This window comes from Streptomyces sp. NPDC000404, from assembly GCF_040300365.1.
In the GTDB taxonomy this organism is placed as follows: domain Bacteria; phylum Actinomycetota; class Actinomycetes; order Streptomycetales; family Streptomycetaceae; genus Streptomyces; species Streptomyces ramulosus.
The window spans coordinates 155,369-169,489 of the sequence record NZ_JBEPDN010000015.1; the positions used below are offsets into that span (position 1 = coordinate 155,369).

The window sequence follows — 14,121 nt, forward strand, 5'->3', positions numbered from 1 at the left end:
CCCACCCTTCCTGCCATCCGGGACCGGGTACCTCAGGACGGCGGCTCCGGTCCTCGGCTGCTCCGCTCAGACCGCGGACGGGGCGGACGGGGGGACCGGGGGCGCGTCCGCCGCCCCGCCCTCCGAAACCGTCAGGAAGGCCCGGACCTGGCCGCCCGGCGGAGGTGTTCGGCGAGGGCCACCGCCTCCGGCGACGCGGCGCGGTCCCGGACGCCCCAGGCCAGGAGGTGCTGCCGGCGGGCCCAGGGGTCCTGGAGCGGGCACACGTCGAGGGGCTGACCGGGGTCGATGGCGCGACGCGGCACGATGGCGAGCCCGGCGCCGGCGGCGGCGAGGGAGACCAGGACGCCCAGGTGGGCGACGGTGGTGCGGTGGCGCACCGCCGGGGCGTGGGGCCCGAGATGCCTCTCGATCCAGCGGCGCAGCGAGGAGTCGGCGTCCAGTCCGACGAGGGGGTGTTCGGCGACCTCGCGGTAGGTCAGCGCGGTCCGTCCGCTGAGGACTCCGCCGACCTGACCGATCACGAAGAGGGAGTCGTCGCCGAGCGGCTCCGTGCGCAGCCCGCACTCCCCGGCCTCGTCATCGATGACGACCCCCAACTCCGCCTCGCCGTCCGCGAGCCGCCGCACGGTCCGCGGGGTGCGGCTCTCGGACACGGTGACATCGACGTCCGGGTGGGCGCGGAGGAACGAGGTCAGGGCCTGCGGCACCAGCCGGTGCATCGCGGAGCCGCCGCCCAGCAGGGTCAGCGGAGCGGTCGGGGGCCGGGCGTAGCTGGCGACGGCGCTTTCGAGCCGCGCGGTCCGGTCGAGCACCTCGCGTGCATGGCGGGCCAGGGCCGTCCCCGCCGGCGTGGGCCGTACGCCCCGGCGGCCGCGGACCAGCAGCGCCACGCCCGCGTGGTGTTCCAGCGCACGCACCCGCGCACTGGCCGAGGGCAGGCTCAGAGGCATACGACGAGCGCCCGCCGTGATCGACCCCTCCGTGACGATGTGGAGGAAGAGCCGTAGATCGTCCAGGTCATAGCGCACCCGTCCAGACTACGTCGCAGCCTAAGCCTGAGTACGAAGATTCCGCATTGTGGAACCCGTCGCCCGGGGCTGATGCTCGGCGCATGAGTGAGTTCCTTCCTGTCCTGCTGGCCGGTGTGGCCGCCGGAGCCCTGAACGCCATCGGAGGCGGCGGGACCTTCGTGGCGCTGCCCGCACTGGTCGCCTTCGGACTGCCGCCGGTCGCGGCGAACACCGTGTCCCGGGTCGCCCTCGCACCCGGAGCGCTCGTCAGCGCATGGGTGTACCGACGCGACCTCACCCCGGTCGGACCCGTATCCGTCAGGGCGTTGACGACGGCCGGCGTGATCGGCGGCGGCGTCGGCGCCGGCCTGCTGCTGGCGCTGCCCGCAGCGTCGTTCGACATCGCGGCGCCATGGCTGCTCGCCTTCGCCACGCTCGTCCTCGCCTTCGGCCGCCACCTCTCCAAGGCGCTGACCGGCGCGCTGGGCCGCCCGGTCGGCATGAGCGCCCGAGCCGTCCTGACCGGGCAGTTCCTCCTCGCCGTGTACGGCGGATACTTCGGCGGAGCCGTAGGCATCCTCATGCTGGCCCTGTGGAGCATCGGCCTGGGCCTGGACGCCGCGGCCGGCAACCCGATGCGGATCGCCCAACTCGCCGCCGTCCACCTCAGCGCGACCGCGCTGTTCCTCCTCGCCTCGAACGCCCTGAGCGCCCCGCTGCTCCTCACCGCCCTGCTGATCGGCGCCCTGGCCGGCGGCTTCGCCGGCGCCCACCTGGCCCGCCGCCTGCCCGCCCGACTGCTACGCGGCGTCCTCCTGGCCACCGCGGTGATCACGACCGTCCTCTACTTCCTGCGCGGCTGACGGCGCGGCGCCCCGCGGTACGGGCGCACGCGGGTGCCCTCCCGCACATATGGCCTCCCGACCGGCGATCCTGACGGGCCGCCGGCTGTGCCCGAAGGTAACTTCTGCCTCACCGGCGGAGAATTCATCGCCCGCCCGTGCGGCGCCCTCCCGGCCGAAGGAAGGGCGCGCCCCGCGCGGCATCCAGCCCACCCGCACGACGCCCGCCTGCCCACGGACACCCTGGAGGGAAGGAATGACGACGGTCGCGATCGTCGGTTTCGGGGACATGGGGGAGCCGATGGCGCCCCACCTCGTCGCCGCCGGACATGAGGTCCGGGTCAGCGACACCGACCCCGCCAAGCGGAAGCGCGCCGCCGCCCTCGGCGCCTCCGTCCACACCACCCCGGCCGACGCCGCCCGCGGCGCGCGGCTCACCCTCGGCCTGGTGATGTCGGACGACATCCCCGCCGCCTACCTCGGCCCCGACGGCATCCTCGCCGGAGCCGAGCCGGACTCCCTGGTCCTGGTCTGCTCCACCACCACGCCCGAACTGCTGGACACCGTGGTCTTGGCAGCGCCCGCCGGAGTGACCGTCCTGGACGCGCCGATCGTCGGCGGGGTGAAGTACGCGCGCGAGCGCGGGATCACCTTCCTGGTCGGCGCCGCGCCGGACGCCTTCGCGCGGGCGCGCCCGGTGCTGGAGACGCTGGGGAAGGCGCGGCACGTCGGCGAGCCGGGGTCCGGCGTGGCCTACAAGCTGATCAACAATGTCGCGATCATGGCGGCCGAGGCCGGCATCCGCGAGGCCCTGGACCTGGCCGACCACCTGGGCCAGGACTACGACACCGCGCTGGACCTGATGGCGGTCGGCCCCATGGCCGCCGTCGTCGCCCGCGCCCGGGACACCACCAACCCGCGCCCGCTGCGCCGCTCGGCGGAGGACGACGACACCCTGCTCACCGCCGTCCCCGACCCGGCCCGGCAGCTGCCGATCTCCCACGCCGCCGCCGGACGGCTGTGGGAGGCCGTCACCGCGGTCGACGGCCACGAACCGGACTTCGTGGACCTGACCCGCAAAACCACCGCCCGCGAGGAGTTCCGTTCCTGAAACCCGCGAACCCGTGCCCCGGTAAAAGGGCGTCCCGTCGGTGTACGCAGACCCCGGCCGATGCGAGCGGTTCCGCACCGAAGCCTCCGCGGAATTTCCCCCCGCAGGCAGGAACTCCGCCGCACAAGGGAGAACCCGGCCGCGGAGAGTTGACGGCGGCCGGGCAGGCCTCCGGCCGGGGCCCGGGTGGGCGCACCGGCCGGAGGAGGGAGGGTTCAGCCCGCGTGCGGGAAGAGGGCGGTGAAGGAGTCGACGCCGGCGGCGAGGCCGCGGCTGAACGGTGCGTCGAGGTCCCAGACCAGGAACAGCAAGAACGCGATCAGCGCGCTGAACAGCCCGGCCATCAGCAGTTCCTTGCCCGATCGCCGGATCTGCAGGGTGAAGATCAGGCCGACGGTCACGGCCGCACCGGTGATCAGCCCGAACCACACGACGGACGGCAGGGTGGAACCGGCCGCATCGGCACGGGCGTTGCGCGCCCCGTCCGCCACCGCGACCTGATCGGTGAGGGGTTGGTAGGACTGCTCCTCGAAACTGTCGCGGGCGCGGTGGTCGGTGACGTCCGCGCGGACCTTTGCGAGGAGTTCGGTGCCGCGCGCGGTGACCTCACCGCGTTCGGCCATCACCGGCCACTCCTTCTGCACCACATAGGTGACGTACCGGTCGACGTCCGTACGGATCTGGTCGCGGACGGGCGGTGTGAAGACCCGCGCCCGCTCGCTGATCTCGTGCAGGGCCTGCGCCTCGGTGCGGACGGTGTCCTCCGCGGTGCCCCGGGCCTCCCAGACCCCGGCGATCGCCAGACCCAGGACGATCGCGTAGACGACGCCCACCATCATCGTCATGTACTCGATGACATCGGGCGTTTCGGACGGGTCGTCGTCCTCACCGATCCGGCGCTGCTTGAGCACCGTGATGGCCAGAACGACGCCACAGGCGGCGGCCATGGCGATCGCCAGTACCAGCCATTGCGACATGGGTTCTCCTACGAGGAACGGCGTCCGGACGAACCGGACGAAGAGCGGGGGCGGAGCGCGACCCCGGCCAGGACGGCGGGGGTGGTGATCAGCAAGGTGTTGGTCACCATCGAGTGGCCGCCGTGCGGGGAGTGCGCCATCGCCGCGTAGTTGCGCGGAGGCGTGGGGGAGGCGGCCGGCGCCGCGGGGGAGTGCGGCGCCGGGGCGGGCTCGTGAGGGCCGGGCCCGGGCGGCGCCGGACGCGGCGGCGGGGGCGACGGCGCGGGCTGCTGCGAGGGCGCCCGGGGCGTGGGTGTCGGCTGCGGGGTGGTCTCCGGCGGGCGGGGACCGGGCGTCGGCTCGCCGGGAGGAGTAGGTGTCGGCGTCGGCGTCGTACAGGGGAAATGCCGGCCGGGCATCGGGAAACCGCCGACGGGCAGCCACACCCCGACGTACACGCAGATGCCGCCGAAGGAGACGTACACGCCGTCAGGGGTGACGGAGGCGGTGGCGTCGCCGGACGGGGTGGGGGCCGAGTGCGGGTCGGCGCCGGCGTGTGCTCCGCGGTGTCCGGGGCTGTGCGAGGGGCGGTGTATGCCGCCGTGCCCGGTGTCGTGCGTCTGGTCGGCCACGGCAGGGGCGGCCAGGGCCGGTATCGAGGCGAATCCCGTCAGCAGCAGAATTGCGGCGGTGGCGAGGCCGGTGACCGGCCGGGGTATTACGTGGAGTTGGCACACGATCCGATTGTGCGCAGCGCGCAGCCGGTCCGGCGGCGATGATCCACCGAGTTCCCTCAATGGTGGGAAAAGCGGATGGTGCGTGCGCCGGGGCGGTGGATGTGTGTAAAGAGGCCAACCTCCGTGCGAGGCGGGCCGGATCGACCGCCGGATCCTGCGGGCGTACGGACCCACCTGCGGCATCCCGGGTGAAGACCGGCACCCGGCCGCCCTCCTCGTGGGAGGCGACGGCATCGTCCTGACGCCCTGTCAGCCGCGAGCTGACGGAGGCCGGCCACCGCCCGGCGAAACCGGGCCCCCGCAAGACGCGAGCCGTCCGCACATCGCCACTCCAGCGGGCAGAACCGGCAGGGCGAGGCCGGCGGGCCGTAGCCTGGCACCGAGGGCCGGTACCGTCGCCGGCCCGTCCGGAGGAGACACGCCATGGCCCCCTGCCCGCACGCCGACCTGCTCCTGCGCGCCGCCCGCATCCACACCCGCGTCGAGGGCCAGGCACCCGGGCGCGCGCTGGCCGTGCGCGGGGATCGGATCGCCGCCGTCGACCCCGACCCGCACGGTCTGGACGAACTGATCGGACCCGGCACCCGCGTGCTGGACCTGCCCGGCGCGACCGTGCTGCCCGCCTTCGACGACACCCACACCCACCTGATCTCGGCGGGGGACAGCGCCCACGACGTGGCGGTCGACGGGGCCCGCAGCATCGCCGAGTTCCTGGACCTGATCCGGGCCCGCGCCGCCGGGACCCCGGACGGCCGGTGGATCCGCACGGCCGGGCACTGGCAGGAGCTGAACCTCGCCGAACGCCGCTTCCCCACCGCCGCCGAACTGGACTCCGCCACCGACCGGCACCCGGTGCTCGTCCTGCGCGGCGTTCACAACCAGGTCCTCAACGGGTACGCGCTCACCGCCTGCGGCATCGACGCCACCACCCCCGACCCGGAGGGCGGCGCCATCGAGCGTGACGCCGACGGCACCCCGAACGGGCACCTCGTCGACGGCCTCGCCCTCATCCAACCGCAGCTGCCCGCCCCCGACCCGGCCCGCAAGCTCGACGGGCTGCGGATCGCCTCCCACGACTACGCCGCCACCGGCATCGGCACCGTCCGCGACACCAACACCTCGCTCGCCGACCTCGCCGCGCTCAAGCAGCTGCGGGACGCCGGTGACCTGGGCTGCCGGGTGCGGGTGCTGCTCACCACCATGGGCTTCACGACCGTCGAGCAGGTCGAGGAGGTGCTCGACGGGATGGAGGAGTGGAAGTACACCGCGGACCCGTGGCTGAAGGTGTGGGGCGTGAAGTTCTGGATGGACGGTGGCATCGAATCCGGCGCCCTCGATGCGCCCTACTGCCCCGCCCACTGCCCCAGCCCCGGCTACACCGGCCAACTCGCCTGGAAAACGGACGTGTTGCAGGAGACGGTGGAACGCGTCGTACGGCGCGGCTGGCGCGTCGGCATCCACGCCTACGGCGACCGCGGCGTGCGCACCCTGCTCGACCTGTTCGAACGCGTCCGGGCCCGCATCCCCGGACTGCCCGACGGCGCCCTCGTCATGGAACACGGCGGCATCGCCGACGACGAGCAGCGCCGCCGTGCCGTCGCCCTCCGCATCCCGGTGACCGTGCAGCAGCCACTGCTCCACGACGCGGCCGCCGTGCAGAGCGCGTACTGGGGCGAGGAACGGGTCGCCCACCTGTTCCCCGCACGGCAGTGGCTGGACGCCGGCGCCGACATCTCCGCCGGCTCCGACTACCCCGTCGGCTCGTACGGCGCCGCCCACTCCCTGTACGGGCTCACCACCCGGCAGACCGTCTCCGGCGTGCTCGGCCCGGACCACGCCATCGGGCGCGACGAGGCCGTCACCCTGCACACCACGGCCGCCGCCCGCCTCACCGGCGAGAGCGCGCTGCGCGGACAGCTCACCCCGGGACGCCTCGCCGACCTCACCGTATGGGCGCGGGACCCCCTGACCGCGCCGGCGGACGAGCTGCCCGGACTGCGGCCCACCCACACCTTCCTCGGCGGCGTCCCCGTGCACGCGCCCGACGGGCCGGAGGAGACGCAGCCGGCGACGCCATGAGGGAAGACCGACGGATCTCCGGACGACGGCATCAACGACGGCATCTTGTTGAAGGTTATTGAAGGAGGACATGGTGAGTGACTGGACGCGGGTGGCGACGGCCGCGGAGCTGATGGCGGCGGTCGACCGCGAGGAACCCGCCATCGAGGTCGACGGCACCCTGCGCGGGATGCCGATGATCACGCTGGCGCCCGGAGTGCGGCTGCGCGGCGGCACCCTGGAATTCGGCGCCAAGGGCGTCCGCCTGACCCGGGACAACGTCCTGGAGAACGTGACGATCCGCACCCCCGAACACGAAACGGCCGTCCTCAACGACCTCTCCGTCGCCGACCTGGGCACCCTGGTGCTGCGCGGCGTCCGCACCACCGGGCAGGTGCTGCTCCTGGCCCGCGACGCGGTGCGCGCCGGACACGTCCGGGTCGAGGGCCTGACGGTGGAGGCGGCCGACGTACGCGGGCGCGCGGAGCGTCCGCACGGCTTCGGCGTGGACGCCCTGCAGGGCGCCTTCACCCTGTGGAACCAGCAGCCGGACAGCGCCGTCGAGATCACCGCGGAACTGCTCGATGTGGCCGCCGGCAGTGCCGGCCGCCCGGTACGGGGCAGCGGCGTCTTCGTCGGCGGACACGGCGACCGGGACGGCGCGGCGGACGGCGGCACCGTGCGGGTGCCGCTGCTGCGCACCGGGGAGATCCACACCGACGGCGGCATCCCCGCCGGCACCCCGGACCTGATCAGCGGCGGCGTCTTCACCCTCGCCGGCGCCGTGGTGGACGAGGTGATCAACGCCGGCCCGGTCACCACCCACGGCCAGAACGACATGGTGCTCGACAACTGGGGCCGGGTGGAGACCTGGACCGCCACCGCACCGGTGACCTCGTACGGCCCCAGCGGCATCGGCTTCGTCAACTTCGGCGACCTCGGACGGCTGGACATACGGGCACCGATCACCACCCACGGCACCGGAGCACGCGGCTTCAACCTCTACGACGGCTCGCTGCGGCACGCCTCGTTCGCCTCCCTCGCCACCACGGGCGACGGCGCGATCGGCATCCAGATCGGCAAGGAGCTGCCGCGGCTGGAGATCCACGGCGACCTGACCACCTCCGGCGGCACCGGAACCAGCCTGGTCCGCGGCGTCCAGGTCGAACTGCAGGCGATCGCACTGAGCATCAAGCCGGGCGGGCGCATCGGACAGACCGCCGTGGACGGACGCATCGCCACCCGGGGCGACCATGTGGTCACGGTCGACATCGAAGGCGAACTCGGCGACCTGCGGGCCGACGGCGGCATCCACGCCGAAGGCCGCCACTCGGACGCCGTCCACCTCACCGGCGACGGCACCGACCTGACCGGCATCGACATCACCGCCGCGGACGGCCGGACGGTCGTCCACCGCCCGGCCTGACCGCACACCCGCTGCCCCCACCACGGGGAGTGGCCCGGCCGCTCACGACCGGGCCACTCCCCGAAGCACACCCGCCACGCCACGCCACCGACATGTGGTCCAAGGTGGTGGATTTCCTGACCGACCTGGCTGCCAGGTTCATGGACTTCATGAACAAGGTCATTGAGTGGTTCGCCGAGTTCGGAGCGGCCATCGCCTCGTGGTGGAAGAGCCTCTGGTAACCACCAGCCCCGTTGCCGGCCCGCCGGGCTTCTCCGACGGGCCGGCAACGGCCTGGGGCCGACACTTCCGCCCCGCGTGTCTGACAGCGTGCTCTCGACACCGCCGCAGCTCACCGGCCACGCCGAAGGACATCACACCGCTGCGGCTATCGCATCCACCGCAGCCTCGGCCCGAGCCAGCGACTCCGCCGCGAGCGACTGGAGACCGTCCAGCGCAGGGATGTCGTCGACCCGGGTCAGCTCGGCAGTGACCACGTGCACATTGCCCTCCGCGACCCCGAGGCTGCCGAACCAGGCCCGCAGGTAAGGGATCTGGAAGTCGAAGTGCTCACGCGGCGTACCCGGTCCATAGCCGCCGCCTCGGGCAGCAACGACCACGACACGCGTGTCACGCAGCAGCTTCTCGCCGGTGCCCGCATCGACATAGGCACCAGGAAAAGTGATCCGGTCGATCCACGCCTTCAGACCCGTCGAGACGGTGAAGTTGTACATCGGGGAACCGAGCAGCACGGTGTCGGCGGCCCGCAGCTCCTCGATCAGCGAACGGGTGAGCACCCACTCACGTTCCTCCTCCGGGCTCTCGACAAGGGCAGCGACATCGTCCAGCGAAAGAACGCCCTTCCGTTCGACCCGGCGGCCGAGATCAGCGTAGGCGGCACGCACCGCGGGCACGGGATCAGCGACAAGGTCGTGGTGCCGGACGCGGGCGGCACCATCGTGCCGGGCTCTCCAGGCCGCCGCGAAGCGAGCAGTCAGGGTACGGCTGACCGACCCGGCCGGACTGATGCCGGAATCCAGGTGGAGCAGCGCAGCGGACGTCATAACGATCTCCTTGTCACCTTGGGGGAGGTAGGCACGTCACCACGATGACGAGCCGGACCGAGGAAAGGTGACCGATGAGCTGGGACAGAATTCTGGACGAGACACTCGCGGCACGCTTCGAAGCCGAGCGCGGACGGCTGCGGGCGATCGCCCAGCGAATGCTCGGCTCGACCGCCGAGGCGGAGGACGCCGTCCAGGACACCTGGCTGCGACTGGCCCGGACGGACCCGGCAGAGATCAAGAATCTCCCCCGCTGGCTGACCACCGTGCTGTCCCGCATCTGCCTTGACCTGCTACGGGCCCGAGCAGCGCGCCGAGAGGACCCGACCGGCGAGCCGCTGCCCGAGCCGCCGCCCGAGGCGGCGGGAGACGGCAACGCCCCGGAGCAGGAGGCACTACTGGTCGAGTCGGTCGGCCGCGCACTGCTCGTCGTGCTGAACCGGCTGGCACCGGCCGAGCGGGTCGCCTTCGTACTGCACGACAGCTTCGCGGTGCCCTTCGAACAGATCGCACCGATCGTCGGCCGGACCCCGGTAGCCACGAAGAAGCTGGCCAGCCGGGCCCGCCGGCGAGTGCGCGGGACGGCTTCGGAGCCGCCGGAGCAGCTGGCCGGGCACCAGAAAGTGGCGGAGGCATTCCTGTCCGCCGCCCGGGGCGGGGAACTGGACGACCTGCTGGCCGTGCTGGCCCCGGACGTCGTCCGCCGGGCCGATCCGACCGCGCTGCCCCCGGGCCGCGCCCTGGTCGCCCGCGGCGCACTCACCATCGCCCGGGAAACAACGGTGTGGGGCCGACGCGCCCGCTTCGGCGCGGCCGCCCTGGTGGACGGCGCCCCTGGCATCCTGATCGCCCCCGGCGGACGGCTGAGCCTGGTCCTGAGCATGTCCGTCACACAGGACCGCGTGACCGCCTACGACGTGATCGCCGATCCGGCCCGCCTGGCCACCGTGAAGCTGGCTCTGCTCCCGGACGGCGAAAGGTAACTGGACGGCCCACACGATCGGACGCTTGACGACATCTGCCACGACTGGACGATCACTTCCCACAGCCCGCGCCCCGCAACATCCCGAGAAAAGCTCATGGCACAACCTCAGCGAAGCCGCTGAACGGTGGCGCCGGGCGCCGGGAGTGTCTGCGGGGCATTGCGCGCGAGCCGCTCCGGCAGGTCAAGGAACCAAAAGAACCGGCCGACCCTGTTGGCTCACCTCGGCCGACGGTCCACCGGTGCGCCGGCAGATCCCGGGCCAACCACGCCACTGTCCACGCTTCGCCGGCCGCCGGCCACAGCCGCCGCGGGATCCAACGCCGGCCGGGCATCGGGGGATATCGTGCCACTCGGCTGAACCGGCAGCTACCAGCGAGTTCGCGCCTACTTCCGCACCAAGCGCCTCTCAGCGGCCTGGTCACCTCCGCCCTCACCCTGCACGCTCGCCGGCTGGGTGCTCCGGCATCCCGAGCCCCTCTCCGAGGGCGAACAGCTCCGGATGAAGGAGGCGAGAATGACGACGTGTTGATCGTGAATGCCGTCCTGGAAACCCCAGACACCGTTGGCTTCTCTTTCTGGCCAGTGGCTGACCTGCCTCCATACCAGTTCATGGCTCTGTCGAACGGTATGTCCCCGCTCGAAGTCGGCAGCGCGCTGGCCGTGCTGGCTGACTACAACTCGCGGACAGGTGACGACGATCGCCCTTCGCTGGACGCCGGCGAGGCGATTCGCCGCCTGCTGGCGACAGACAAAGTCATCGCACCAGGAGGGCTGCGCGTCCATGACACCCGTACCAATCTCACCGTCCAGCCAGGATGTTGTTGCGGGCTGGAGGACTGGCGCGAGTGGCTCGGTGTCGCAGACGGAGAGACCCTGTGGCTCGGCCATGACCCTTCACCAAGGCTTGAGCATGCTGACGAGGTCGTGCAGCTGTGGCCAGACAGCGTAGGCGCTCAAGAAACTCCTTCCGGGCAGCCCATCGAGATCGTGGTGGGTGACCTACCGGGGATCCTGCATACCGTGCAGGAGGGACTGCAAGGCTTTCTCTCTCTGGCCAAGCAGTGGGCCACTCGCCATGTTCCGAACCTCGCCGAGAACCTGGTAGCCAGAATCGACGAAGACCTGGCCATCAGCGCACCACTGCCGGGTATCAGTGGCCAACACGCACCGTAACCCATCACGAAATCTGCGCCAGAGCCATTTCTCGTGAATATCCGCGCGCTCATTGATTACGAACTGCTGCCCAAAACTCAGCAACAAACGCTGCTCCTGAACGTGCACGAAGCCAGCGAGGACGTGGCCTCCCACCGGAAGGCGCAACGTCGAATTCCCACAGGGCCGGGGCTGGGGGCAAGCTGACGACTTCGGCTCGTACCATGCTGAGGCTTGGACAGCGTTCAGGTTTGGCGCGGACGATGAACCCCCTGGTTCCTGCTGCTCTGAGGCGTGACGTACCCGCTCCTCCCGGCCAACAGGCCAGCAGGTGCCCAGAATCCATCGCACACCTTCGAGCGGCACCCGTTCTCGCCGACGTAGGCCCTCTTGCCGTAGCGGGTGGCGATGGCTCGGGAGTTCTTGATTTGTCAGATCACCCCGCCCAACACCGGACGCAACGAGTGGACAGCCCGACAGTCACATGCTCCGCTGGACAGGCCCTGGTGCCGCATCAGGCAACGGCACAGCTTCCCTGCCGCGTGCTGCCGGTGATGCTCATTCCGTCGGTGTGCCGATCCGCAGCCGGTTGCCATCAGGGTCGCGCACCTCGATCTCGCGCGCCCACGGAGCATCCTTCGTCTGCACACCGAACTCGGAGGCGATGACCTCGACATCACGAACGCGGAGGTAGACCAACGTGCCGGGACGGGCATCGCCCTTGTGCTCTGACAAGAACAACCGCACTCCGCCCCTGGCGACTTCGACGAACGCGGGAAGTCCCGGTTCGAAGCGGTGTTCCCACTGCTTGGCGAAGCCCAGCCGCTCGTACCAAGCGACCGCCGCCGCAGCGTCCTCGACGCGAAGAATGGGAATGGCTCCTTCGTCCATGAGGTCATTGTCGCAGCCTGCCCAGGGCGAGCGTTGCCTGCTACGTCACCAGGCTGCGGTGATGGAGCGCGAAACCGATGCGCCCGAGTGCCTCGCCCGGTCTGCGAATCCGGCCCGGGTGAACGACTACGACAGTTTCGCCGAGGCGTACTCGGCGGAGAACGAGTACGCCTCGTGAATGCGTACTACGCACGGCCCGCGATGCTGGACCTCGCCGGAGACGTGGCCGGTCGCCGGATCCTGGACGCCGGCTGCGGCTCCGGCCCCCTGTCCGCAGCACTGCGCGACCGCGGAGCCGTCGTGACCGGCATCGACACCAGTGCCGGAATGCTGGCACTGGCCAAGCAACGGCTCGGTGACGGCGCGGACGTGCACCAGGTCGACCTTCGCGACCGCTTGCCGTTCGACGACGGCGCATTCGACGATGTGGTCTCTTCCCTGGTCCTGCACTACGTGGAGGACTGGGGGCCGACGCTGGCCGAGTTGCGGTGCGTGCTCAAGCCCGGCGGCCGGCTGCTCGCGTCGATGGACCACCCGACCGTGGCCTACACGATCCAGGAACCTCGGCCCGACTACTTCGCGACCACCAGCTACACCTTCGACTGGACGTGCGGCGGGCAGTAGGGCCCCGATGAAGTTCTGGCGCAAGCCGTTGCACGCGATGATCGATGCCTTCACCACCGCCGGCTTCCGCCTCTCCACCATCAGTGAGCCGCAGCCCGACCCGGCTGCCCGTGAACTCTTCCCCGACGGCTTCCGCGACCTTTCGGCCAAACCCTGCTTCCCGTTCCTCGTCGTCGAGGTCCCACCTTCGCCCACCGATTCGGATGACCAGCGAGTCGCGGATCACGGGTGAAGCCGCGTGAACTGTGCTCGACAGCGCGGATCTACGAGGCCACCGATCGGTCGGCGGCCTCGGCGCGCCTTGACCTCCGACTCTGGCTCCGGCCGTGCTCTTCGCCAGGTCTAATCGCCGGTCGTGCCGTCGAGCATCTCGCGCAGGATGTCCAGGTGGCCGTTGTGGCGGGCTGTCTCTTCGGTGAGGTGGAGGAGAATCCAGCGCAGGTCGACGTGAAGGCCGTTGCGGATGGTTCCCCTGGCCTGCTTGTCCAAGGCGTTCCCGGCGACCAGTTCGCGGTAGCGGGCGCTCTGTTCGGCGTACTCGTCGAGCAACTGCGTGAGCGGGAACTCGACGGCGGTACGCATCTCACGGTCCGGGTCCTCATCCGTCATGGGGGCCCGGTCTTCCTCGCCGAGGAAGACCACCTGGAACCAGTAGTACTCGACCCAGCGGAGGTGGTTGATCACTCCGCTCATGGTCATCAGCGGTGAGCCCGGCAGCAGCGCCTTGCGGGCGTTCTCCGCAGAGACGCCCTCGCACTTGGCGCGGGCGGTGTCCCGCGCGTAGTCAAGAAACGTGGTGATTTGGGTGCGCTCGTCCCATGCGGACGGAGTGTCGTCGATTCTTGTCATCGCGCGAAGCGTCCCCGATCACCGCGACCGATGTCGAGGCATTTACCGACGGCCCAACCCGTTCCGCCCACCTCCTTTTCAGACGGGGCGCCTCATAGCGACGGTGAATGGTCGCCAGGGCGGTCCAGCAGCATCTCGGCGAAGAGGGCCGGAGCGCCGAGCCGGACCAGGCGTCGCCTGCGCTCTGCCGGCAGCACGGTGGCAAGCGCGGTGGCCCATACCGGCGGCGCGTGGAACTCCCTAACGCCGTGTCGGCCGCCGGTCCATGTGCGAACTATCGGAGCGGGCTGAGCGTGGCGAAGACCTTGCCGCAGCACGTGTCGCGAACCCGAAGTTGGCGGCTCAGCTGAACCGTTGCCGTGTCGCCACCGGTGATTCCGCCAGCGGAGATCATCTGCGAGATAATGATGCGAATCCTCGGTGCCATAGGTCCG

The 14,121-nt window shown here is 71.1% G+C and carries 13 protein-coding genes and 2 pseudogenes; 9 read left to right on the forward strand and 6 right to left on the reverse strand.

The window, feature by feature from the left end:
* Nucleotides 1–131: 131 nt before the first annotated feature.
* On the reverse strand, nt 132–1,031 hold the full coding sequence (locus ABT345_RS27315) for a LysR family transcriptional regulator (RefSeq protein WP_345087143.1): 900 nt from the start codon (nt 1,029–1,031) through the stop codon (nt 132–134).
* An 83-nt stretch (nt 1,032–1,114) separates the two neighbouring features.
* Here ABT345_RS27315 and ABT345_RS27320 point away from each other — a divergent pair, with 83 nt between their 5' ends.
* The gene (locus tag ABT345_RS27320; RefSeq protein ID WP_345087141.1) at nt 1,115–1,876 is read left to right on the forward strand and encodes a sulfite exporter TauE/SafE family protein; all 762 of its coding nucleotides are present in this window, start codon (nt 1,115–1,117) and stop codon (nt 1,874–1,876) included.
* A gap of 235 nt (nt 1,877–2,111) precedes the next feature.
* Nucleotides 2,112–2,966 (forward strand): NAD(P)-dependent oxidoreductase, encoded by an 855-nt coding sequence (locus tag ABT345_RS27325; RefSeq protein WP_345087139.1) that lies wholly within the window; start codon nt 2,112–2,114, stop codon nt 2,964–2,966.
* A gap of 215 nt (nt 2,967–3,181) precedes the next feature.
* On the opposite strand, the gene ABT345_RS27330 is transcribed toward ABT345_RS27325, so the two are convergent.
* Nucleotides 3,182–3,943, reverse strand: a complete 762-nt coding sequence (locus ABT345_RS27330) for a bestrophin-like domain (RefSeq protein ID WP_345087137.1) — start codon at nt 3,941–3,943, stop codon at nt 3,182–3,184.
* Between the two features lie 8 nt (nt 3,944–3,951).
* Nucleotides 3,952–4,554 (reverse strand): hypothetical protein, encoded by a 603-nt coding sequence (locus ABT345_RS27335; RefSeq protein ID WP_345087135.1) that lies wholly within the window; start codon nt 4,552–4,554, stop codon nt 3,952–3,954.
* A 528-nt stretch (nt 4,555–5,082) separates the two neighbouring features.
* Between ABT345_RS27335 and ABT345_RS27340 the strand changes: the two genes are divergently transcribed.
* From ABT345_RS27340 to ABT345_RS27350, 3 genes are all read left to right on the forward strand, one after another.
* Nucleotides 5,083–6,738, forward strand: coding sequence for an amidohydrolase (locus ABT345_RS27340; protein WP_345087133.1), 1,656 nt, complete (start codon nt 5,083–5,085; stop codon nt 6,736–6,738).
* A 70-nt stretch (nt 6,739–6,808) separates the two neighbouring features.
* On the forward strand, nt 6,809–8,143 hold the full coding sequence (locus tag ABT345_RS27345; protein ID WP_345087131.1) for a hypothetical protein: 1,335 nt from the start codon (nt 6,809–6,811) through the stop codon (nt 8,141–8,143).
* A gap of 92 nt (nt 8,144–8,235) precedes the next feature.
* Nucleotides 8,236–8,364, forward strand: coding sequence for a hypothetical protein (locus tag ABT345_RS27350; protein WP_345087129.1), 129 nt, complete (start codon nt 8,236–8,238; stop codon nt 8,362–8,364).
* A 132-nt stretch (nt 8,365–8,496) separates the two neighbouring features.
* Here the strand turns inward: ABT345_RS27350 and ABT345_RS27355 are convergent, their stop codons facing one another.
* Nucleotides 8,497–9,186, reverse strand: coding sequence for an FMN-dependent NADH-azoreductase (locus ABT345_RS27355; RefSeq protein WP_345087127.1), 690 nt, complete (start codon nt 9,184–9,186; stop codon nt 8,497–8,499).
* Nucleotides 9,187–9,260: 74 nt separating this feature from the next.
* Here ABT345_RS27355 and ABT345_RS27360 point away from each other — a divergent pair, with 74 nt between their 5' ends.
* Both ABT345_RS27360 and ABT345_RS27365 read left to right on the forward strand, forming a co-directional pair.
* Entirely contained in the window at nt 9,261–10,169 is a 909-nt protein-coding gene (locus ABT345_RS27360; protein ID WP_345087125.1) for a sigma-70 family RNA polymerase sigma factor, read from the forward strand.
* Nucleotides 10,170–10,693: 524 nt separating this feature from the next.
* Complete coding sequence (locus tag ABT345_RS27365) at nt 10,694–11,344, forward strand: hypothetical protein (protein WP_345087123.1); 651 nt, start codon at nt 10,694–10,696, stop codon at nt 11,342–11,344.
* A gap of 537 nt (nt 11,345–11,881) precedes the next feature.
* Here ABT345_RS27365 and ABT345_RS27370 read toward each other — a convergent pair.
* The gene (locus ABT345_RS27370; RefSeq protein ID WP_345087121.1) at nt 11,882–12,214 is read right to left on the reverse strand and encodes a glyoxalase superfamily protein; all 333 of its coding nucleotides are present in this window, start codon (nt 12,212–12,214) and stop codon (nt 11,882–11,884) included.
* A gap of 61 nt (nt 12,215–12,275) precedes the next feature.
* Here ABT345_RS27370 and ABT345_RS27375 point away from each other — a divergent pair.
* A pseudogene (locus tag ABT345_RS27375) lies at nt 12,276–13,070 on the forward strand (class I SAM-dependent methyltransferase).
* Nucleotides 13,071–13,180: 110 nt separating this feature from the next.
* Here ABT345_RS27375 and ABT345_RS27380 read toward each other — a convergent pair.
* Complete coding sequence (locus tag ABT345_RS27380; protein WP_345087119.1) at nt 13,181–13,687, reverse strand: DinB family protein; 507 nt, start codon at nt 13,685–13,687, stop codon at nt 13,181–13,183.
* A 171-nt stretch (nt 13,688–13,858) separates the two neighbouring features.
* On the opposite strand from ABT345_RS27380, the pseudogene ABT345_RS27385 reads away from it, so the two are divergent.
* Nucleotides 13,859–13,969, forward strand: a pseudogene (locus tag ABT345_RS27385) (SDR family NAD(P)-dependent oxidoreductase); the annotation flags it as partial.
* Between the last annotated feature and the right edge of the window lie 152 nt (nt 13,970–14,121).

What these genes read in the sequence shown, in the direction of transcription:
- ABT345_RS27350 (WP_345087129.1), top strand. Translation starts at nt 8,236, where the DNA reads ATGTGGTCCAAGGTGGTGGATTTCCTGACCGACCTGGCTGCCAGGTTC.
- ABT345_RS27360 (WP_345087125.1), top strand. Translation starts at nt 9,261, where the DNA reads ATGAGCTGGGACAGAATTCTGGACGAGACACTCGCGGCACGCTTCGAA.
- ABT345_RS27355 (WP_345087127.1), bottom strand. Translation starts at nt 9,186, where the DNA reads ATGACGTCCGCTGCGCTGCTCCACCTGGATTCCGGCATCAGTCCGGCC.
- ABT345_RS27340 (WP_345087133.1), top strand. Translation starts at nt 5,083, where the DNA reads ATGGCCCCCTGCCCGCACGCCGACCTGCTCCTGCGCGCCGCCCGCATC.
- ABT345_RS27370 (WP_345087121.1), bottom strand. Translation starts at nt 12,214, where the DNA reads ATGGACGAAGGAGCCATTCCCATTCTTCGCGTCGAGGACGCTGCGGCG.
- ABT345_RS27380 (WP_345087119.1), bottom strand. Translation starts at nt 13,687, where the DNA reads ATGACAAGAATCGACGACACTCCGTCCGCATGGGACGAGCGCACCCAA.
- ABT345_RS27330 (WP_345087137.1), bottom strand. Translation starts at nt 3,943, where the DNA reads ATGTCGCAATGGCTGGTACTGGCGATCGCCATGGCCGCCGCCTGTGGC.
- ABT345_RS27320 (WP_345087141.1), top strand. Translation starts at nt 1,115, where the DNA reads ATGAGTGAGTTCCTTCCTGTCCTGCTGGCCGGTGTGGCCGCCGGAGCC.
- ABT345_RS27345 (WP_345087131.1), top strand. Translation starts at nt 6,809, where the DNA reads ATGGTGAGTGACTGGACGCGGGTGGCGACGGCCGCGGAGCTGATGGCG.
- ABT345_RS27325 (WP_345087139.1), top strand. Translation starts at nt 2,112, where the DNA reads ATGACGACGGTCGCGATCGTCGGTTTCGGGGACATGGGGGAGCCGATG.